Source organism: Roseomonas sp. AR75 (genome assembly GCF_005222815.1).
Lineage (GTDB): Bacteria > Pseudomonadota > Alphaproteobacteria > Acetobacterales > Acetobacteraceae > Falsiroseomonas.
Map to the genome: position 1 here is coordinate 1,518,265 of NZ_STGB01000001.1, position 19,173 is coordinate 1,537,437.

Genomic DNA, 19,173 nt, shown 5'->3' on the forward strand with positions numbered 1-19,173 from the left:
CGAGGGATCACCCCTCGTCCACGTTCCCGGAAGGAGGCGGCGCTATAGGCGGCGGGGGCATGGCTTGTCAAACCGCGCTCCGCTCCCCTACTCGCGCGGCATGGTGACACGCGCGGATATCCTGGTGCTCGGCCTGACGGCGGGCGTGACCGGCAGTCTGGTGGGCGGCCTCATGTTCGGCATCGGCATGGGGCTGGTGGCCGACGGCATCCATATCGGCTGGCTGCTGGCCCTGCCCGGCGCGCCGGTGGGCGGGCTGCTGGGCTATCTGCTGGCAAGGAAGCTGGCGAAGAAGGTGGGGTAGCGCGAGATGCCCTCTCCCCCGCTTATAGGGGAGAGGGATGGGTGAGGGGGACGCGCGGGATCGGGACGCGCTTGGTCTTGCCACGCCCCCCTCACCCAACCCTCTCCCCCCTTTGGGTGGAGAGGGCTTCGACACGGCTTGCTACTCCGCCTTGATCCCCGCGGCGGCGATCAGGCGGCGCTTGTAGTCCAGGTCCTCGCGCAGGAAGGCGGCGGTGGCTTCCGGGGTGCGGGCATGCAGGGTGAAGCCGGCGGCGTCCACGAAGCGGGCGCGCAGCGCCGGTTCGTTGATCGCGGCGGCGATGTCGGCATGCAGGCGATCCAGAAGCGCGGGCGGCGTACCACCCGGGGCGAAGCAGCCGAACCAGGTGCGCGGGTCGATCTCGGCATAGCCGGCCTCGGCGAGCGTCGGCACATCCGGCAGGCGGTCGCTGCGCGTCTCACGCCCGATCGCCAGCGCGCGCAGTGTGCCGGCGCTCAGGTGCTGCGCGGCGCTCGGGATGCCGGTGAGGGTCAGTTGCACCTCGCCCGAGACGGTCGCCAACACCGCCTGCGGCAGGCCGCGATAGGGCACATGCACCAGCTCCAGCCGCTCCCGCGCCGCCAGCGCGCCGAAGGTCAGGTGCGGCTGGGAAGCGTTCCCGTAGCTCGCGAAGTTCAGCGCGCCGGGCCGCGCGCGCGCCACGGCCACCAGTTCCGCCATGCTGCCGGCGCCGACCGAGGGATGCGCGACGATCATCTGGTGCACGTCGACCAGATGGCTGACCGGCGCGAGGTCGCGCATCGGGTCGTAGGGCAGGTTCTTCACCACGAAGGGGTTCGAGGTGATGGAGTTGTCGGTGGTGATCAGCAGCGTGTGCCCATCCGGCGCCGCCTTCGCGACCGCATCCGTGCCGATCACCGTCGCGCCGCCGGGCCGGTTCTCCACCACCACGGGCTGGCGCCAGGCGGCCTGCAGCCGCTCCGCCAGCGCGCGCGCCAGCGCATCGAGGCCGCCGCCCGCGGTGTAGGGCACCACGATCCGCACCTGGCGCGTCGGGAAGGCGGCGCCCTGCGCCCGCGCGACGGCGGGCAGGGCGAGCGGGGCGATCAGCAGCGCGCGGCGATGCATCACGTCTTGTCTCCGAACAGGTGGTCGCGCACCAGGGAGAGCGTGCGCGCGGGGAATTCCATCTCGGGCAGGTGGCCGCATTTCTCGGGACTGACGAAGCGCCCGCCGGCGATCGCATCCGCCACGGCGCGCCCCACGGGCGGCGGGTTCACGCCGTCGGAATCGCCGGTGACGCAGAGCGTAGGTGCCGTGATGCGCGGCGCGAAATCCTCGACCACGTCCACCGGATCGGTGCAGCGCGCGGCCTGCAGGTAGCCGCGCGGCTCTGTCGCCGCGACCATGGTGCGGACCAGCGCGCGCACCGGCTCCGGCGTGCCCGCGGCGACGAGGTTGCCGCTGCGCGTGGCCGCGAGATCCAGCGGGCCGTTGGCGATGGAGGCCTCCCGCATCGCCAGCATCCGCGCACGTTCCTCCCTGCCCTTCCAGCGCTGCCCGCGTGAGGTGCCGAGCAGCACCATGCGCCCGACGCGCTGCGGATGCCGCGCGGCGAGACAGGCGGCAAGCATCGAGCCGAAGGAGGAGCCGAGCAGATGCACGGGCCCCCTCACGCCGAGCGCGTCCAGCAGCGCGACGGCGGCCTCGGCGTACTGGCCGGGCGTCGGCGCGGCGGCGACGAAATTGTCGGACAGCATGTAGCCAGGCGCGTTCCAGGCGATGACGCGCGCGCGGCTGGAAAGGCCCGCGAGGATGAAGCGCCAGCCCATGGCGTTCGCGCCGATGCCGTGCAGGCAGAGCACGGTGCGCTGCGTGCTCTCGCCCGCTTCCATGTAGGACATGCGCGGGCCTTCCAGGCCGAGCGCGGTGGCGTCGAGGCCGACGAAGCGCAGATCGGGCAGCGGCGCGATGGGGGTGCCATCGGGATGGATCACGTCTTCTCCTCCCAGGGCGGGTCGGGCACGTCGCCGGCGAAGCGGCCGCGCACCATGCGGCCGCGCGCGAGTTCCGTCACCACGCCATGCAGCGTGCGCAGCTCCTGCTCCGTCACCTCGCCGCGTTCGAACCAGTGGCGCAGGTTGCGCACCATGCCCGGGCGCTTCGGCGGGTTGTGCAGGAAGCCGGCGGCGTCGAGCTCGGCGATGAGCCGGTCGAGGAATCTCTCGAGCTCGCCCTTGGTCGCGATGCGCGTCTCGTTGGTTTGCAGGGAACGCGGCGGCGTGGCCTCGGCCTGCATCCACCATTCGTACGCCAGGATCATCACCGCTTGCGCCAGGTTCAGCGAGTTGTGCTGCGGGTTAAGCGGGTAGCGCACAAGCGTGTCGCAATGCGCGAGGTCATCGGCTTCCAGCCCCGCGCGCTCCGGCCCGAACAGCACGGCCAGGCGCAGGCCGCGCGCGTTGATCGCGCGGAAATCCTCGGCGGCGGCGCGGGCGTCACGGACGGGGACGACGACGTGGCGCGGCCGCGGGCAGGTGCCGAAGACGCGGTGGCAATCCGCGACGGCGCTGCGGATATCGGGGTGGATGGTGGCAGCGTCGAGGATCGCATCGGCGCCGGAGGCTGCGGCATAGGCATTGGGCTGCGGCCATCCGTCGCGCGGGGCGACGATGCGCAGATGGAAGAGCCCGCCATTCGCCATGGCCCGTGCGGCGGTGCCGATATTGGCCGCCATCTGCGGGCGGACGAGCACGACGATGGGGGATTCGCCGGGAGGGGGCGTGAGAAGCGCCCCGCCGACGGGGCGGCCGCCGGTCATGGGATGTCTGCGGATGGCGAGATCGGTCGTGCCCCCACCCTCCCGTGCTCCGCACGGGCCCCTCCCTCCCCCGCTGCGCAGGGGAGGGCGATTCGGTGCGCCACGCCCCCTCCCCCGCACTGTGCGGGAGGGTTGGGGTGGGGGCGCGATTGCGCAAGCAAGATCGGAGGCAATGCCTCCGCCCTCCATAACGCCGAGTGCAATAAGCTGACGGCATGCCAAGCAAGGATGAACATGCCAAGACGCGTCGGCTGCGTCGCGCAATGACAGACGCCGAACGCAAGCTGTGGCAGGCGCTTCGCTTCGACGCGCTCGGCGTGCGGTTCCGAAGACAGCACCCGGTGCCGCCTTACGTGGCGGATTTTGCGGCGCCCGCCGCAATGCTGATCGTGGAAGTCGATGGCGGACAGCACGGCGGGGACACCGACGCAGCGCGTGATGCGGCGCTGCGCGCGGCGGGATGGCGCGTACTGCGCTTCTGGAACGACGAGGTGCTGGGTAACCGGGACGGAGTGGTTCAGCGGATTGCCGAGGCGCTCAGCTGCATAAAGCGATAAGGTTGGTCGCGTCCCCGCCCCAGCCCTCCCCCGCACGCGGGGGAGGGGGTGGATGCGCGGGCTGCTGGCCTGCCTCACCGCGCCGGCTGGCGCGCCAGGAAGGCGCGGAGCTGCGCGATCTCCGCTTCCTGCGTGCGGATGATGTCCTCCGCCAGCTTGCGGATCCCCGGATCGCGACCGTAGCGAAGCGCCACGCGCGCCATGTCGATGGCGCCCTGGTGATGCGGGATCATCGCGGCGGCGAAGTCGCGATCGGCATCGCCGGTGAAGCGCACTGCCATCTCGCGATGCATGCGGTCGTTGATGGCGCGGTATTCGCGCGTGCTCGCAGGCTCGCTCGCCGCGGCGGGCGGCGCACCGTGGCCCGCATGCTGCGCCAGGGTAGGCGCGGCGAGGACGAGAGCGAGCATCGAGGCAAGGACAAGACGGCTCATGGCGGGATCCTCCGGTGTGTAGCCGGAGCGCTCCCTGCAACATTGCCACGGGGGCAAGGCAAGGGGTCAGGCGCGCCGCCATGTCGTGCCCTGCGGCCCGTCCTCCAGCAGGATGCCCTGGCCGGCGAGTTCCTTCCGGATTCGATCGGCCTCGGCCCAGTTCTTTTCCTTCCGGGCCGCGAGGCGGGCGGCGATGGCGGCTTCGATGGCTGATTCGCCGGACGCTGTTGCTGTGCCGGGATGAAGCGTCGCACCGACACCTAGAGCAGCGCCGGGGGCGGTCGCATCCTGAAAGTCGCCGCGCAGCCACGCCGAAGGGTCACGTGACAGCAGACCAAGCATCTTCCCGGCCATCAGGATACGCCCCTTCAGCCAGGGCAAGTCCTGCGCGTCGTCCGCCGCCATCGCCTTGTTCGCCGCCGAAACCAGGTAGTGCAGCGACGCCAGCGCCAGCGGCGTGTTCAGGTCGTCGGCCAGCGCCTGCTCGAAGGGCGGCTGCTCCACCGGGTGTGGCTCCTCGCTGCGCTCCGGCGTCACCTCCGCCATCTTCGACAGCGCGCGGTAGAAGCGGTCGAGCTCCCTCCGCGCCTCCTGCAAGGCGGCCTCGGTGTAGTCCAGCGCCATGCGGTACTGCGTCTTCAGCAGCAACAGCCGGAACGCCTCGCCCGCCCACGGACCCAGCCCCAGAATGTCCTGCACGGTCCGGAAATTGCCGAGCGACTTCGACATCTTCTCGCCGTCGACGAGCAGCATGCCGTTGTGCATCCAGTATCGCGCGAAGTGACTGCCGGGAAACGCGCAGAGGCTCTGCGCCACCTCGTTCTCGTGGTGCGGAAACAGCAGGTCGGCGCCGCCGCCGTGAATGTCGAAATCCGGCCCCAGATGTTTCCACGACATGGCGGAGCACTCGATGTGCCAGCCCGGCCGCCCGCGTCCCCAGGGGCTCTCCCAGCCGGGCTGGTCGGGCGTGCTCGGCTTCCACAGCACGAAGTCACCGGGATCGCGCTTGTAGGGCGCGACCTCGACGCGCGCACCGGCCAGCAACTCGTCCGGCGAGCGGCCCGACAGCTTGCCGTACTCCGCGAAGCTGGCGACGGCGAACAGCACATGACCTTCCGCCGCATAGGCGTGGCCGTTGGCGATCAGCCTCTCGATGAGCGAAACCATCTCCGGGATGGTGCCGGTCGCGCGCGGCTCGACATCCGGCGGCAGTACGCCGAGGGCTGCCATGTCGCGGTGGAAATCGGCGGTCGTCCGCGTGGTCACGCTCTCGATGCTCTCGCCGCTGTCGCGCGCGCGGTCGATGATCTTGTCCTCGACATCGGTGATGTTCCGCGCATAGGTCACCTTCGGGTAGAGCCGCCGCAGCAGCCGCACCAGCACGTCGAACACCACGTTCGGCCGCGCATTGCCGAGATGCGCCAAGTCATAGACCGTCGGGCCGCAGACATAGATGCGGACATGGTTCGGATCGAGCGGGACGAAGCGCTCCTTGCGGCGCGTCGCGCTGTTGTGGATCTGCAGTTCCATGGTGCTCAGCCTGCGGCCTGCTGCAGGCGCTTCAGCGCCCGCGCACGGCCGATCAACGGAAGGAAGACCTTGAGGTCGGGGCCGTGGTCCTCGCCGGTCAGCGCCCGGCGCAGCGGCAGGTACAGCGCCTTGCCCTTGCGCCCGGTGCGCTCCGCAAGCGTCGCTGTCCAGCCAGGCCAGGTGGCCTCATCCCAGGGCTCCTCGGGCAGGGTCTCGGCGGCGGCACGCAGCAGCGCGGCATCGGCCGGATCGCCCGCGGGCACGATATCACCGGCGACAACATCCCACCAATCACGGACTTCGCGGAACAGGTCGAGGTTGCCGCGCACCGCGAGCCAGAATTTTTCGTCCGCTCCATCAGGGAGCCTCTCCTGCACGGCGGTGAAGTCCAGGCCGTGCAGCCATTTCCGGTTCAGCGCCAGCAACTGCTTCGTGTCGAAGCGTGCCGTGCTCTTCGATACCTTCGTCAGGTCGTAGGACGGCGCGAGGTCGGCGGGCATGCCGGGCACGGGATCGGTGCTGGACCCGAGCGCCACCAGATAGCCCGCCAGCGCCGCCGGCTCCACGCCATCGCGCCGCAGCTGCCGCAGCCCGACGCTGCCGGTGCGCTTCGACAGCGGCCCGCCATCGGCATCGGTCAGCAGCGGCAGATGCGCGAAGCGCAGCGTGCGCGCATCGCCACCCAACGCCCCGAAGATATCGAGCTGGATGCCGGTGTTGGTGACGTGGTCCTCGCCGCGCACCACATCGGTGATGCCCGTCTCCAGGTCGTCCACGACCGAGGTGAAGGTGTAGAGGAAGCTGCCATCGGCGCGGATCAGCACCGGATCCGACAGGCTGGTCAGCTTCACGCTGCGCTCGCCCAGCACGCCGTCCTTCCAGGACACCGACCCGCCCGAAAGCAGGAAGCGCCAATGCGGCTGCTTGCCGTTGGCGATGGCGCGGTCCAGCTGCTCCTTCGTCATCTTCAGCGCGGCGCGGTCGTACAGCGGCGGCTTGTGCTGCCGGATGCGCTGCTCCCGCTTGTAGGCCAGCTCCTCCTCGGTCTCGAGGCAGGGATAGAGCCGGCCGGAGGCCTTCAGCCGGGCGGCCGCGGCCTCATAGGCGGCGATGTGGTCGGACTGGCGGCGGAACTCGTCCCAGTCGAGGCCCAGCCAGCGGAGGTCCTCCTCGATCGCCTGCGCGTATTCGGGCTTGGACCGCTCGGTGTCGGTGTCGTCGAGGCGCAGCAGGAAGCGCCCGCCCTGGCGCCTTGCCAGGCACCAATTGGCGATCGCGATGCGGGCATTGCCGACATGCAGCAATCCCGTGGGTGACGGCGCGAAGCGGACCTTCATGGGGCGCGACAGGAACGCCAGATGCGGCGGGAAGGCAAGGCGGACTGCCTTGATGCGGGCGCAATCGGGTCGTCTGATGGCGTCCTGCGCAGAGGCGCAACGGAGGCGCGGGCAATGAGCGGGTCACTGGCGGTTCGGGGGGCGGTCTTCGCGGCGGTGATGGCCGCCGGGACGCTGGCGGCGCCGGCGGCCCAGGCCGATTGGCGCGGCCGTCCGGGCTGGGGCTATGCGCCGCCGCGCGCCTATTACGCGCCCCCGCGCTACGTGGCACCGCGGGCCTATTACCCGCCGCCGGCCTATCGGGGCTATTATCCCGGCGCCGGGCTGGCGCTGGGCGCTATCGTCGGGCTGGGCATCGGGGCTGCCATCGCCTCGCAGCCCTACTACGCGCCGCCGCCCCCGCCGCCGGTCTACTACGCCCCGCCCCCGCCGCCCGTCTACTACGCGCCGCCGCCGGCGGTGGTCTATCCGGCGCCCGGCTGGGTCGGGCCGGCAAAGCAGGGCTGGTAGAGCAGGCGGGCGGCCGGGGAACGGGTCAGACCCGCTCCGTCTGCGCCGCCTTCACCCGCTCCAGCTCGCCGCGCAGGCTGGCCAGTTCGGCGCGCAGCGCAGCGATCTGCTCGCCCACCGGGTCCTCGTTGAGGCCGCCGAGCCCATAGCCGATCCCGCCATCGTCGCAGGGCGAGCCCTTCGGCGGGCGCGCGGGGATGCCGACCACCGTGCACCCGGCCGGCACCGCACTCACCACCACAGCATTCGCGCCCACGCGCGCGCCACGGCCGACCCGGATCGGGCCAAGCACCTGCGCGCCGGCGCCGATGGTCACATGGTCCTCGATGGTCGGGTGCCGCTTGCCCGGCTGGCCGGAAAGCCCGCCGAGCGTGACGCCATGATAGATCAGCACGTCGTCGCCGATCTCCGCCGTCTCGCCGATCACCACGCCCATGCCGTGGTCGATGAACAGCCGCCGCCCGATCGTGGCACCCGGATGGATCTCGATCCCCGTCAGCATGCGCGCGACGTGGGAGGAGAGCCGCCCGGGGCCGCGCAGCCCATGCGTCCACAACCAGTGCGACAGGCGGTGCCACAGCACCGCATGCACGCCGGCATAGCAGAAGACGCTCTCGAACCAGGATGGCCGCGCGGGGTCGCGGGCGCGGACGTTGCGGGCGAGTTCCAGCAGTTCCATGGGAAGGATCACTCCATCCAGGCCGGCGCCGGCAGGCCGCGCGCGCGCAGGAAATCCGGATTGAACAGCTTCGACTGGTAGCGGGCCGCGCCGTCGCAGAGCACCGTCACCACCGTATGGCCGGGCCCGAGGTCGCGCGCCACGCGGATCGCCGCGGCCACGTTCAGCCCGGCGCTGCCGCCGACCGAGATGCCTTCATGCATCTGCAGGTCGAACACCTGCTCCAGCATCTCGGGGTCCTGCACCTGCACCGCGTCGTCGATCAGGTCGCGCGCGGCGGCGAGGTTGCCGGGCGCCCGCGCGGCCTGGCCGATGCCCTCGGTGATGGAATTTCCCTCGGCCTTCACCTCCCCGGTCTTCACCCAGGAGAACAGGCCGCTGCCGCCGGGATCGGCCAGCACGATGCGCACATCCTTGCGCCGCGCCTTCAGCGCGCGCGCGACGCCGGCCAGCGTTCCCCCGGTGCCGCAGGCGCAGGTGAAGGCATCCACCGCGCCGCCGGTCTGCTCCCATATCTCGGGGCCGGTCGTCGCCTCATGCGCGGCGGCGTTGGCCAGGTTGTCGAACTGGTTGGCCCAGACGGCGCCCAGTTCCTCCGCCAGGCGGCGCGAGACATGGACGTAGTTGCCGGGATCGGCGAAGGGCTTCGGATCCACGAGCCGCAGGTCGGCGCCGATCATGCGGAGGTAGTCCAGCTTCTCCTTCGCCTGGGTGTGGGGCACGACGATGATGCTCTTCCACCCCATCGCATTCGCCGCCAGGGCGATGCCGATGCCGGTGTTGCCGGCGGTGCCCTCCACCACGGTGCCGGGCTGGCCAGGCGTCAGCAGCCCGCGATCCACGGCATCGCGCAGGATGCCGAGCGCGGCACGGTCCTTCACGCTGCCGCCGGGGTTCATGAACTCGGCCTTGCCGAGAATCTCGCAGCCGGTCGCCGCCGAGGCGCGCCGGAGCCGGATCAGCGGCGTGCGTCCCACCGCCCCCCAGAAGCCGTCCACCACGGAGGAAGTCACGGGCAAGGCGGCATCCATCGTCGCGTCCTCTGGCCGGTCCATCGCAGATAAGGCGTCGCCGCCGCGGCTTTCCAGCGTCGCGGTCCGGGCGTTCCCGCGAAAGCGAGGATCATGCATGCTCCGCGCGCATGATGACGCCGAAAGCCTTCTGCGGTTCTGCTTACCCGGAGAGTGGAATTTCACCTCGGCCGCCGCGGGCAGCCGGATGTTTTTTCTTGCCGCCGCAAGCGCGGCGGCCGCGATGAGCCTCGATGCCGCAACGGCGGAGCGATTCGCCCGGATCGCGCTCGGCCATGTCGGGCAGGAATGGCCCCAGAAGCTCGACCTGGTGCTGGAAGGCCCGCAGGATCTGCTGCGCCCTGCCCTGCTGCACCCCGCCTTCCATGGCAGCTTCGACTGGCATTCCTGCGTGCATGCCCATTGGATGCTGGCCCGCCTGCTGCGCCGCTTCCCGGACCTGCCGAGCGCCGGTGCCATCGCCGCCCGTTTCGACCGCGCCTTCACACCCGACACTATCGCGGCCGAGCGCGCCTTCCTCGCCCGCCCCTCGGCGCGCGGCTTCGAGCGCCCCTATGGCTGGGCCTGGCTGCTGAAGCTGCATGCGGAGCTTGAGGACCGGTGGGCTTCGCGCCTCGCTCCGCTCGCGCAGGATTTCGCCGCCCGCTTCGCCGCCCACCTGCCGCGCGCGGATTACCCGGTGCGGCATGGCGTGCATGCCAACACCGCCTTCGCCCTGACGCTGGCCGCCGACTGGGCGGAGCGGCACGACCCTGGCCTGCTGGCCCTGTTCCGCGCCACCGCGCAGCGCTGGTACGCCGCCGATTCGGATGCCCGCCCCTGGGAGCCCTCCGGCGAGGACTTTCTTTCGCCCACCCTGGCCGAGGCCGTCTGCATGGCGCGTCTGCTGCCGCCGGCCGCATTCGCCCCCTGGTTCGACCGCTTTCTTCCGCGCCTGGCCGATGGCGAGCCCGCGGCGCTGCTGACGCCGGCGCGCGTCAGCGACCGGACCGATGGGCGCATCGTGCATCTGGACGGGCTGAACCTGTCGCGCGCCTGGTGCTGGCGGGCGCTGGGCACCACGCTGCATGCGGCAGACCCTCGCCGCGCGCTGGCCGAAGCGGCGGCGGAGCGGCACCTCGCCGCCTCGCTGGCCGAGGTCGGCGGGCACTACATGGGCGCGCATTGGCTGGCGAGCTTCGCGGTGCTGGCGCTCGACGGGGCGTGATCCGGCGACATCCTGCGTCGAATGTCGCGCGAACACCCCACAACGCCCGCGCGAGACGCTGCATTCCGAACAAAACCGAACACACCGGAATCGTCCCGGTGGGTTAGATTGTTCTCGTTATTCGCGGGGACCGACCCACCACAATGGTTGCAATGACCAAGCCGCTGGCTGGTCGAGGCGAGACCTCGGCCGACTACAAGCGCGACCTGGGCCTGTACGTCCGGGACCTTCGCATGCGCCGCGGCCTGACCCAGGCCGAGCTCGCGAAGGCCGTCGGGATGACATACTACACCTCGATCAGCGCCATCGAGGTCGGCCGCAACGTCGTTCCCTCCGAGCGCTACATGGCCTTCGCGGAGGCGCTGGACGTGGACCCCCGCATCTTCGGCCGCCGCGTGCTGGCGCTGACCAATCCCTGGATGCACGCGATGCTCTTCGCCGCGCGGCCGAAGGAGGAGATCGACCGGCTCAACGCCGTGCTGGGGCAGCGCGTCAGCTCGCAGTAGGCGCGACGCGCTCGGCGGCGGGAGAATCGGCTGTGCCGTTCAAGCTGTTTGGAAAGAAGCCATCTGCCACCACCAGGCCGGACATCGCCGAGATGCTGGCCGAGGCGGAGGTGCGAAGCGGCGCCGCGACGCGCGCCAAGGAAGTGCCTGCCTGGGCACTGCTCTTGCGTTCGCCCTACAAGTCGTACCCCGAACCGACCAGTTGGCTGGGCGGTACGCCCAAGGTTCCGCCGACATTCCAATGGCCCGAGGACAAGGACGGCCGCGCTCTTCATTTCGTCGCGCAGATCGACCTGGCCGCCTTGAAGCCAGAACCCTCCACCGGCGCCCGCGCGCCCGGCTTGCCCGCCGAGGGCGCGCTTCTGGCCTTCATCGGCAACGGCCATGCGGTGCGCGTTCTCTCCCGGCGGGAGATGGAGCATGCCGTCGCGACGCCGCCGCCATCGACGCTGCCGGACCTGTCGGAACATGGCTTCTGGGGCCCGGGTTCGACCTTCGGGCACTGGCCGGTCGATCCGGTGGCCTATGTCAGCCGCGGCGAGGAGCGCCCGGCCTTCCTCCCCGATCCATTCGCGACGCCGCAGCAATGGATCACCAACTGGGGTCTGGCCGCGCTCGAAGCCTCCTTGGCCCACGACGCGCTTGCGCTGGAACTGCGCCAGGGCCGCGAGTTCATGGAGCAGCGCCGGTCCCAGGCGGCCCTCGGCCGGGCGTTGCCGTCGATGCCGCACATCGAACGACGCATCGCCCATTGCGCGCTGTTGGAAGAGCGTGCCCCCGCGGTGCTCGATGCATTGCAGGACTGGCGGGCGACCTGCGCGGCGCGGCCTGCCGAGACGGCCGTCGATGTCTCCGCCCTTGCCGCCATCTTCGCCGTGCGCACGCGCCTCAGCGCGGCGATGCAAAGCAACTACGGCGCGCGCACGGTGCTGGCAGGCACCGCGCGTGCCGTGTGGCAGAAGCTCCTTGCCGATGCGCCGGGCACGCAAGGCCGCAAGGACTTCTCCGCCATCGCGACCGCCTATCGCCCGTTCGTCGAAGCCAGGATCACGGACTGGCGCGGCCACCGTCTGTTCGGCATCGAGCCGGAGTTCCCGAACAACTTCGAAGACCTGCGCAACCAGAGCCCGCTGATCTCGATTGCTGCGGACGAGCTTCTCGGCACGCAATCGGAACACGACTACGGCTTCTCCGTGTGGCTCGAGGACCAGGACGTCGCCCTTGGCCGCTACACGGGCGGACAATTCATCCAGCATTGCGCGGTCTGAAGCGCCGGACCGCTCCGTCTCCGCCGAATTCCATCGGTCGCCGGCAGGCATGACGTGCCGAAGCGGCAGGATCTGGCGCGCCCGGAGGGATTCGAACCCCCGACCTACGGAGTAGAAATCCGATGCTCTATCCAGCTGAGCTACGGGCGCCCATGCGCGGCCTTACCATCCGGGGCGCGGACCGGGTAGGCCGCTGATCGCTCGCCTTTCTCGGGCAGTATACGAACGCAATCCAACCCAGGATTGACGCCCCGCACCCTCGCCCGGCAATTTCGCCTCCCCTCTCTCGTGCCAGGAGCCGAGCGCGATTCCGCGGCGAGCAGCGACGATCCCGCGCCTTCGCCGCCTGCTTGCCGCCGCGTTGCTGCTCGCGCTGCCCGGCGTCGCGCGGGCGCAGACGCCGCCGCCCCTGCCCGGCATCATCCAGCGCGTGTTGCCGCCGCAGCCGCCCGAGCTTGGCCCGCCCCTGCTGCCGCCGGAGACCGGGCCGATCACCGGCCCCGGTGCCGGCCGCCTCATCCTGCCCGCGCGCGTCACCATCGCCGGCAACACGGCGCTGGCCGAGGCAGCGCTGCGCGTCCGCTTCGCCGCGTTGGAGAACCGCCAGGTCACGCTGGCCGAGGTGGAGCAGGCGCGGCTGGCGATCCTCGGCGCCTATCGCGAGGCCGGATTTCCCTACGTTGCCGTGCGGGCGACCCTGGCCGCCCTCGCCGAAGGCGGTATCGAGCTCCGCTTCCTGGTGATCGAGGGCGTCATCGCGGAGATCACGCTCGAGGGCGACATCGGCCCGGCCGAGCGCCAGGCGCGCCGCTTCCTCGATCCGCTGCTGGGGCAGCGCCCGCTGCCCGCCGCCGCGCTGGAACGCGCGCTGCTGCTGGCGGGCGACATCGCCGGCGTCACCGCGCGCGGCGTGCTGCGGCCGATCCCGGAGGAGCCGGGCGCGCTGCAGCTTGTCGTGCAGCTTGCGCGGCAGCCTTTCGACGGGTTCTTCAACCTCGACAACCGCGGCTACGACCTGACCGGCGCCTGGCAGGGGCTGCTGGTGGCGCATCTGAACGCCTTCACCGGCCTCGGCGAGCGCACGGAGATCGCGGCCTTCGAGACCGACGGCCACGGCCAGACCTTTCTCCAGGTCACCGAGGAGTTCTTCCTCGGCGGGTCGGGCCTCAGGCTGCGCGCCTATGCCGGTGGCGGGCGGGCGGCGCCGGGCTCGGCTCTGGCCGCGATCGGCTATGCCGGGGAAACGCGCGTAGGTGGGGCGGCGCTGCTCTATCCCGTCATCCGCAGCAGGCCGCTGAACCTGAACGTATCCGGCCATCTCGACGCCTATGAGAGCACCGTCGAGTTCCGCAGCGCGCCCGGCGAATCGCGCAGCCGGCAGAGCCGGGACGGCGTGCGGGCGCTGCGGCTGGGGGCGGATGGCGCCTTCCAGGATGCCTGGCTCGGCTTCGCCCCGGCCGCGGCGGCGAGCACGGGGCTGGTGCGGTTCTCGCAGGGGCTGAGCTGGCTCGGTGCCAGCGACGGCGACAGCGGGCTGACCGCCCGCCTCGGCAGCGATTTCGGCTTCTCGAAGGTGGTGGGCGAGGCCAGCCGGCTGCAGCCGCTGTTCTCGCCGGCCGAAGGCTGGCTGGTGTCGCTGTTCGGCGTCGTCGCCGGGCAATGGTCGGACGACGTGCTGCCGCCGGCGGAGAAGTTCTATCTCGGCGGCAACCGGCTGGGCCGTGGCTTCTATGCCGGCCAGGTCACCGGCGACCGTGCCCTGGCGGGCAGCCTCGAGCTGCAGCTTTCCACCGTGCTCGAACTACCGCGGCTCCGCCTCGGCACGCAGTTCTACGCCTTCCGCGACGAGGGCAGCGCCTGGGACAACGGCCCCTTCGCGCTGGATCGCTCGGTGGGGTCCTGGGGCGGCGGCGTGAGGCTGCAATTCGACGAGCGGGTGCAGCTGGACATCGAGGGCGTGCGGCGCATCACGCGGCAGCCGGATGGCGCGAACACCCAGGCGCTCAGCGCGGATGCGGCGTATGTGCGGCTGCTGGTGCGATTTTAAATCGTTGCGACGGGAGCCTTCATCATTTATAATTTACTAATATAACATATTGGGAGGGATCAGCATGCGCCCAGTCATTCGCGTTCTCGGCGCCGCTCTTCTCGCAACAGCCCTGCTCTACGGCAACAGCACATCGCCGCAGGCAGCGCCGATCCTGCAAGTCACCATCGATACTCCAACAAGGGGCCGAGCCGTCCTGGCAGGCGATATCACACGCGGTGACATACGCAGATACGAACTGGTGACCAGTGGCGCTTTCTGGAGCTATGAAGCGACAGTCACGATCATTGACGGCCTTCTCGGCACTGGCGACGAATCGGTTTCGTTGCTGGTGAAGGCGCGGCATCTTGTCGCCGTCCATCCCGGCGAAGCGCACCCTGCGCTGTTGCTGACACTGCCGATCGCATACTTTGCCAACCGCACGCCTCCCGACTTCGTTGACGAGTCGGGTCCGGCCCGGTCGAAGACCAGCGTGCTCCATCCTGGAAGCGACGAGGGGCATCAAGACAGGCTTGTCCTGACGCTCGACGATCTGAACGGCGTGCTCCCGGGCTTCGTCCTCAGCGGAGTACAATCCGACCAGATCTCGGCGCGGCTGGACGTCGCGCATATCCCAGAACCCGGCAGCATCGCTATCCTGCTTGCGGGGCTGGCCGGCACCGCCGCCCTTCGGCGTTGGCGGCGTCAGGGCTGAAGCGATCAGGCGGGCAAGGCCTCGCCTTCAGTGCGTCCAGTTCTCGGTGCGGCCGAAGCGGAAATTGTCGGCGTAGCTTTTCGGCTTGATCTCGGCGCGGACCGGTGCCGGCGCCTCGACCTCGCAGGGTATGCCCTTGGCCTGGCAGAACGCCACCGCATCCTCGGCGGTCGCGAATGCCAGCCGCACCTGCGCCTGCGTGTCGCCGGAGCCGGACCAGCCCATCAGCGGGTCGATCCGCTTGGCCTCCAGCGGCTCGTATTGCAGCGTCCAGTCGCCGGCGCGCGCGCGGCCGGACTGCATCGCGGATTTCGGCGTGCGGTAGATGCGGGCCTTCTGCATGCGGCGCAAACTACCACCCGCGATGCGGCTACAGAACCCCCGCCCGCAGCAGGTCGTGCAGGTGCAGGATGCCCACCGGGCGCCCGGCCTCCACCACGAAGACGCTGGTGATCCGCTTCTCGTTCAGCAGCCCGAGCAGGTCCGCCGCCAGATCCTCCGGCGCCGCGGTGCTCGGCCTCGGAGTCATGGCGGCCGCCACCGGCCCGGCCATCGCCAGGCCGCGCTGGAAGGCGCGGCGCAGGTCACCATCGGTCAGCACGCCCACCAGCGCGCCGCCCTCGTCCACCACCCCCGTCACGCCGAAGCGGCGCGAGGTCATCTCCACGATCGCCTGCTCGAGCGTCGCGTCGCGCGCGACCAGCGGCAGCTCCTCCGCCCCGTGCATCAGGTCCCGCGCGCGCTTCAGCCGCGCCCCGAGCTTGCCGCCGGGGTGGATCGCGCGGAAATCGGCCGGCGAGAATCCCCGTGCCTCCAGCAGGCACATCGCCAGCGCATCGCCCAGCGCGAGCTGCATCGCCGTGCTGGTGGTGGGCGCGAGCCCGTTCGGGCAGGCTTCCGGCATGCGCGGCAGCGCGAGACACAGATCCGCCGCGCTCCCCAGCGCGCTCTCGCTGCGGGAGGTGATGGCCAGCAGCTTCACGTCGAAGCGGCGCGTATAGGCGATGATGTCGGCCAGTTCCGGCGCCTCCCCCGACCAGGAAAGCGCCAGCACCACATCCTCCTTCCCGATCATCCCGAGGTCGCCATGGCTGGCCTCGGCCGGGTGGACGAAATGCGCGGGCGAGCCGGTGGAGGCCAGCGTCGCAGCGATCTTGCGGCCGACATGCCCGGACTTGCCCATGCCCGTGACGATGACGCGGCCGGGATGGGCGAGGATCAGCGCCACCGCCTCCAGCACGCGGTCGCCGAGCGGGCCTTCCAGCGCCGTGCGCAGCGCGGCCAGGCCCTCGGCTTCCAGCGTGACGGTGCGCAGCAGCGTGGCGCGGCGTGCGGCCTCGCTCATCCGACGCGGCCCGAAAGAATCTCCCGTGCGCGCGCGAGGTCCTCCGCCGTGTCCACGCCCAGCGGCACCGTATCCACCGCGATCGCCTCGATCCGCATGCCCGCTTCCAGTGCCCGCAATTGTTCCAGCTTCTCCCGCTGCTCCAGACCCGAGGGCGGCAGTGCCACGAAGCGCGCCAGCGCGGCGCGGCGCCAGGCATAGAGCCCGATATGATGCCACAGCGGCCCCTCCCCCCAGGGCGCCGTGGCGCGGGTGAAATACAGGCAGCGGAAGCGGCCCGGCGCCAGCTCGCTGCCGACCATCTTCACCACCTGGGGCGCCACCCGCTCCTCCGGCCGCACGATCTCCGCGACCAGTGTCGCCATGTCCACGTCCGGGTTCATCAGCGGCACCAGCGCGGCGCGGATCGTCGCCGGGGCGATGGTGGGCAGGTCGCCCTGCACGTTCACCACGGCATCGTGCGCGCCCGTGGGATCGAGCACCGAGAGCGCCTCATGCACCCGGTCCGTGCCGGAAGGATGATCGTCCCGCGTCATCTGCACGCGCCCGCCGACGCGCGCCACGGCTTCCGCGATCACCGGGCTGTCGGTGGCGACGACGACGGCGCCGAGATCGGCCTCCATCGCCCGGCGCCAGACATGCACGATCATCGGCTCGCCATGGATGTCGGCCATCGGCTTGTCGGGCAGGCGGGTGGCGGCCATGCGCGCGGGGATGACGACGATCGGGTTCATCGCGGGACGCCCTTCTTCCCCCCGTTCGGTTCAGGCCCCGGCGGCGCCGGCGGCACGATCCTCGGCGGCAAAGGCCTTGGCCAGCGCATCCAGCGCCTGCAGCCGCGCGACCAGCGCCTCGAACCGATGGAGCGGCACCATGTTCGGACCGTCCGAAGGCGCCTTGTCCGGGTCCGGATGCGTCTCGATGAAGAGGCCCGCGACGCCGACGGCCACCGCCGCGCGGGCCAGCGTCTCCACGAATTCCCGCTGGCCGCCGGAGGACCCGCCCTGCCCGCCGGGCTGCTGCACGGAATGGGTGGCGTCGAACACCACGGGATGGCCGGTGCGCGCCATGATCGGCAGCGCGCGCATGTCGGAAACCAGCGTGTTGTAGCCGAAGGAGACGCCGCGCTCCGTCAGGATCACCCGCGGATTCCCCGCGCCCGTGATCTTCCGGGCCACATGCGGCATGTCCCAGGGTGCGAGGAACTGGCCCTTCTTGACGTTCACCGCGCGGCCGGTGGCGGCGGCGGCGAGCAGCAGGTCGGTCTGGCGGCAGAGGAAGGCGGGGATCTGCAGCACGTCCACCACCTCCGCCACCGGGGCGCATTGGCCGGCGTCGTGCACGTCGGTCAGCACCGGCAGGCCGAGCGAGTCGCGGATCTCCGCGAAGACAGGCAGCGCGGCCGCCATCCCCATGCCGCGCGCCGCGGAGCCGGAGGTGCGGTTCGCCTTGTCGAAGCTGGTCTTGAACACCAGCCCGATGTTCCTGGACGCGGCGATTTCCTTCAGCGCCTGCGCGACTTCCAGCGCATGGGCGCGGCTTTCCATCTGGCAGGGGCCGGCGATCAACGCGATGGGCAGGTGATTGGCCAGGCGCACGGCACCGGGGCCGGCGCCGATCTCGACGGTCTGGGGCGGGAGGGTCATGGCCTGGCGTGGCTGCCACCAGCGCGACGGCGGCGCAAGGGCCGCGCGCGACCGGGCCGCTGCGCGCCGCCGGCGGGTCGCGCCAGCGACGGTCGGACCACTACCCGAAATACCCCCGCCACCAGGCCACGAAGCGGCCGAGGCCGGTCGCCAGGTCGGTGGTGGGTCGCCAGCCGAAATCGCGCTCCATCGCGGAGACATCGGCATAGGTCGCGGGTACGTCGCCCGGCTGCATCGGCATCAGCACGCGCTTCGCCTGCACGCCCAGCAGCGCCTCCAGCATCGCCACCATGTCCAGCAGCTCCTCCGGCCGGCTGTTGCCGATGTTGTAGAGGCGGTGCGCCGGTGCGGCCGGCGGGCAGTCCAGCGCGGCCACCACGCCGGCGACGATGTCGTCCACATAGGTGAAGTCGCGCTTCATCCGGCCCTCGTTGAACAGCCGGATGGGCTCGCCCTTCAGCATCGCCTCGGTGAACAGCCAGTAGGCCATGTCGGGCCGGCCCCAGGGGCCATAGACCGTGAAGAAGCGCAGCCCCGTCAGGCTGAGGCCGTAGAGGTCGGTGTAGGACTTCGCCATCATCTCGCCCGCCAGCTTGGTGGCGGCGTAGAGCGAGGCCGGGCGGTCGGCGCAGTCGGTCTCCCGGAACGGGCCGTCGGTGCGCGAGCCGTAGACCGAGCTGGTGGAGGCATAGACGGCGTGCCCGATCCGTCCCTCGGCCCGGCGCACGCCTTCCAGGATCGCCAGCGTGCCCGTCACATTGGCCGCGGTGTAGGCGAAGGGCGCCTGCAGCGACCAGCGCACGCCGGCCTGCGCGCCGAGATGCACCACGCGATCGAGGCCGGGATTCGCCGCCATGAGCGCCAGCACGGCATCATGGTCCGACAGGTCCAGCCTGTGGAAGGCGAACTGCCCGGGGCGGGCCGCGCCGGTCAGCGCGGCCAGACGGGCTTCCTTCAGCCTGGGGTCGTAGTACGGGTTGAGGTTGTCGAGCCCGATCACCGCCTCGCCCCGCGCCAGCAGCGCCTGGCACAGATGCGCCCCGATGAAGCCGGCCGCGCCGGTGACAAGGACCTGGCCCATGCTCAGGCGGCGCCGATTGGGGAAGGCATGCGGGCGAGACTCCTGGCCGGTGCCGCCGGCGTGCTGCGGGGCGGTATAATCTCGGCGGGCGCAGGGCGCCAAGCCGCGCGCCCTTCCCCGCCGTTAACCCCACCGCAGTGCCCGCCGCGCCAGATTGCGCCCGGCCGCCGCGCCGCAACCCCGCCCCTCCGCGC

The 19,173-nt window shown here is 70.9% G+C and carries 21 protein-coding genes and 1 tRNA gene; 8 read left to right on the plus strand and 14 right to left on the minus strand.

Features of this window, described 5'->3' with window-relative positions; translation table 11 throughout:
* Positions 1–64: 64 nt before the first annotated feature.
* Positions 65–304 carry a hypothetical protein gene (locus E4T13_RS07170; RefSeq protein WP_240791010.1) on the plus strand — a complete coding sequence of 80 codons (240 nt, stop codon included), beginning with the start codon at positions 65–67 and terminating at the stop codon, positions 302–304.
* A gap of 141 nt (positions 305–445) precedes the next feature.
* Here the strand turns inward: E4T13_RS07170 and E4T13_RS07175 are convergent, their stop codons facing one another.
* The 3 genes from E4T13_RS07175 to E4T13_RS07185 are packed head-to-tail and all read right to left on the minus strand — an operon-like array spanning position 446 to position 3,107.
* Positions 446–1,414: a tripartite tricarboxylate transporter substrate binding protein gene (locus E4T13_RS07175; RefSeq protein WP_137177740.1), complete on the minus strand. Its 969-nt coding sequence runs from the start codon at positions 1,412–1,414 to the stop codon at positions 446–448.
* A complete protein-coding gene (locus tag E4T13_RS07180) occupies positions 1,414–2,283 on the minus strand; it encodes an alpha/beta fold hydrolase (RefSeq protein WP_137177504.1) in 870 nt (289 codons plus the stop codon). The genes E4T13_RS07175 and E4T13_RS07180 overlap by 1 nt, the downstream gene beginning before the upstream one ends.
* Positions 2,280–3,107: an RNA methyltransferase gene (locus tag E4T13_RS07185; protein ID WP_137177505.1), complete on the minus strand. Its 828-nt coding sequence runs from the start codon at positions 3,105–3,107 to the stop codon at positions 2,280–2,282. Before E4T13_RS07185 ends, E4T13_RS07180 begins: the two co-directional genes overlap by 4 nt.
* A gap of 215 nt (positions 3,108–3,322) precedes the next feature.
* Between E4T13_RS07185 and E4T13_RS07190 the strand changes: the two genes are divergently transcribed.
* The gene (locus E4T13_RS07190; protein ID WP_137177506.1) at positions 3,323–3,664 is read left to right on the plus strand and encodes an endonuclease domain-containing protein; all 342 of its coding nucleotides are present in this window, start codon (positions 3,323–3,325) and stop codon (positions 3,662–3,664) included.
* 74 nt (positions 3,665–3,738) lie between these two features.
* Here the strand turns inward: E4T13_RS07190 and E4T13_RS07195 are convergent, their stop codons facing one another.
* The 3 genes from E4T13_RS07195 to gltX all read right to left on the minus strand — a co-directional run bounded on the left by E4T13_RS07195 (position 3,739) and on the right by gltX (position 6,965).
* On the minus strand, positions 3,739–4,098 hold the full coding sequence (locus E4T13_RS07195) for a DUF305 domain-containing protein (RefSeq protein ID WP_137177507.1): 360 nt from the start codon (positions 4,096–4,098) through the stop codon (positions 3,739–3,741).
* 66 nt (positions 4,099–4,164) lie between these two features.
* Entirely contained in the window at positions 4,165–5,628 is a 1,464-nt protein-coding gene (cysS, locus tag E4T13_RS07200) for a cysteine--tRNA ligase (protein ID WP_137177508.1), read from the minus strand.
* 5 nt (positions 5,629–5,633) lie between these two features.
* Positions 5,634–6,965 carry a glutamate--tRNA ligase gene (gene gltX, locus E4T13_RS07205; RefSeq protein WP_137177509.1) on the minus strand — a complete coding sequence of 444 codons (1,332 nt, stop codon included), beginning with the start codon at positions 6,963–6,965 and terminating at the stop codon, positions 5,634–5,636.
* 114 nt (positions 6,966–7,079) lie between these two features.
* On the opposite strand from gltX, the gene E4T13_RS07210 reads away from it, so the two are divergent.
* A complete protein-coding gene (locus E4T13_RS07210) occupies positions 7,080–7,475 on the plus strand; it encodes a DUF3300 domain-containing protein (RefSeq protein WP_137177510.1) in 396 nt (131 codons plus the stop codon).
* A gap of 25 nt (positions 7,476–7,500) precedes the next feature.
* Here E4T13_RS07210 and cysE read toward each other — a convergent pair whose 3' ends face one another.
* Entirely contained in the window at positions 7,501–8,166 is a 666-nt protein-coding gene (cysE, locus tag E4T13_RS07215) for a serine O-acetyltransferase (RefSeq protein WP_240791011.1), read from the minus strand.
* Positions 8,163–9,185, minus strand: a complete 1,023-nt coding sequence (locus tag E4T13_RS07220) for a cysteine synthase A (RefSeq protein ID WP_137177512.1) — start codon at positions 9,183–9,185, stop codon at positions 8,163–8,165. Before E4T13_RS07220 ends, cysE begins: the two co-directional genes overlap by 4 nt.
* 97 nt (positions 9,186–9,282) lie before the next feature.
* Here E4T13_RS07220 and E4T13_RS07225 point away from each other — a divergent pair, with 97 nt between their 5' ends.
* From E4T13_RS07225 to E4T13_RS07235, 3 genes are all read left to right on the plus strand, one after another.
* Positions 9,283–10,392, plus strand: a complete 1,110-nt coding sequence (locus tag E4T13_RS07225) for a DUF2891 domain-containing protein (RefSeq protein WP_240791012.1) — start codon at positions 9,283–9,285, stop codon at positions 10,390–10,392.
* A gap of 152 nt (positions 10,393–10,544) precedes the next feature.
* On the plus strand, positions 10,545–10,898 hold the full coding sequence (locus tag E4T13_RS07230; RefSeq protein ID WP_170984847.1) for a helix-turn-helix domain-containing protein: 354 nt from the start codon (positions 10,545–10,547) through the stop codon (positions 10,896–10,898).
* 32 nt (positions 10,899–10,930) lie between these two features.
* A complete protein-coding gene (locus E4T13_RS07235; protein ID WP_137177514.1) occupies positions 10,931–12,166 on the plus strand; it encodes a DUF1963 domain-containing protein in 1,236 nt (411 codons plus the stop codon).
* Positions 12,167–12,239: 73 nt separating this feature from the next.
* Here the strand turns inward: E4T13_RS07235 and E4T13_RS07240 are convergent.
* A tRNA-Arg gene (locus E4T13_RS07240) sits at positions 12,240–12,316 on the minus strand.
* A 211-nt stretch (positions 12,317–12,527) separates the two neighbouring features.
* Between E4T13_RS07240 and E4T13_RS07245 the strand changes: the two genes are divergently transcribed.
* The gene (locus E4T13_RS07245; RefSeq protein WP_137177515.1) at positions 12,528–14,213 is read left to right on the plus strand and encodes a ShlB/FhaC/HecB family hemolysin secretion/activation protein; all 1,686 of its coding nucleotides are present in this window, start codon (positions 12,528–12,530) and stop codon (positions 14,211–14,213) included.
* Positions 14,214–14,277: 64 nt separating this feature from the next.
* Positions 14,278–14,907 (plus strand): PEP-CTERM sorting domain-containing protein, encoded by a 630-nt coding sequence (locus E4T13_RS07250; protein WP_137177516.1) that lies wholly within the window; start codon positions 14,278–14,280, stop codon positions 14,905–14,907.
* A 27-nt stretch (positions 14,908–14,934) separates the two neighbouring features.
* Here the strand turns inward: E4T13_RS07250 and E4T13_RS07255 are convergent, their stop codons facing one another.
* The 5 genes from E4T13_RS07255 to E4T13_RS07275 all read right to left on the minus strand — a co-directional run bounded on the left by E4T13_RS07255 (position 14,935) and on the right by E4T13_RS07275 (position 18,979).
* A complete protein-coding gene (locus E4T13_RS07255; protein WP_137177517.1) occupies positions 14,935–15,249 on the minus strand; it encodes an ETC complex I subunit in 315 nt (104 codons plus the stop codon).
* Positions 15,250–15,277: 28 nt separating this feature from the next.
* On the minus strand, positions 15,278–16,252 hold the full coding sequence (locus E4T13_RS07260; RefSeq protein WP_137177518.1) for an SIS domain-containing protein: 975 nt from the start codon (positions 16,250–16,252) through the stop codon (positions 15,278–15,280).
* Positions 16,249–16,986 carry a 3-deoxy-manno-octulosonate cytidylyltransferase gene (locus E4T13_RS07265; protein ID WP_137177519.1) on the minus strand — a complete coding sequence of 246 codons (738 nt, stop codon included), beginning with the start codon at positions 16,984–16,986 and terminating at the stop codon, positions 16,249–16,251. Before E4T13_RS07265 ends, E4T13_RS07260 begins: the two co-directional genes overlap by 4 nt.
* 30 nt (positions 16,987–17,016) lie before the next feature.
* The gene (gene kdsA, locus E4T13_RS07270; RefSeq protein ID WP_137177520.1) at positions 17,017–17,898 is read right to left on the minus strand and encodes a 3-deoxy-8-phosphooctulonate synthase; all 882 of its coding nucleotides are present in this window, start codon (positions 17,896–17,898) and stop codon (positions 17,017–17,019) included.
* 100 nt (positions 17,899–17,998) lie between these two features.
* Positions 17,999–18,979: an NAD-dependent epimerase/dehydratase family protein gene (locus E4T13_RS07275; RefSeq protein WP_137177521.1), complete on the minus strand. Its 981-nt coding sequence runs from the start codon at positions 18,977–18,979 to the stop codon at positions 17,999–18,001.
* Between the last annotated feature and the right edge of the window lie 194 nt (positions 18,980–19,173).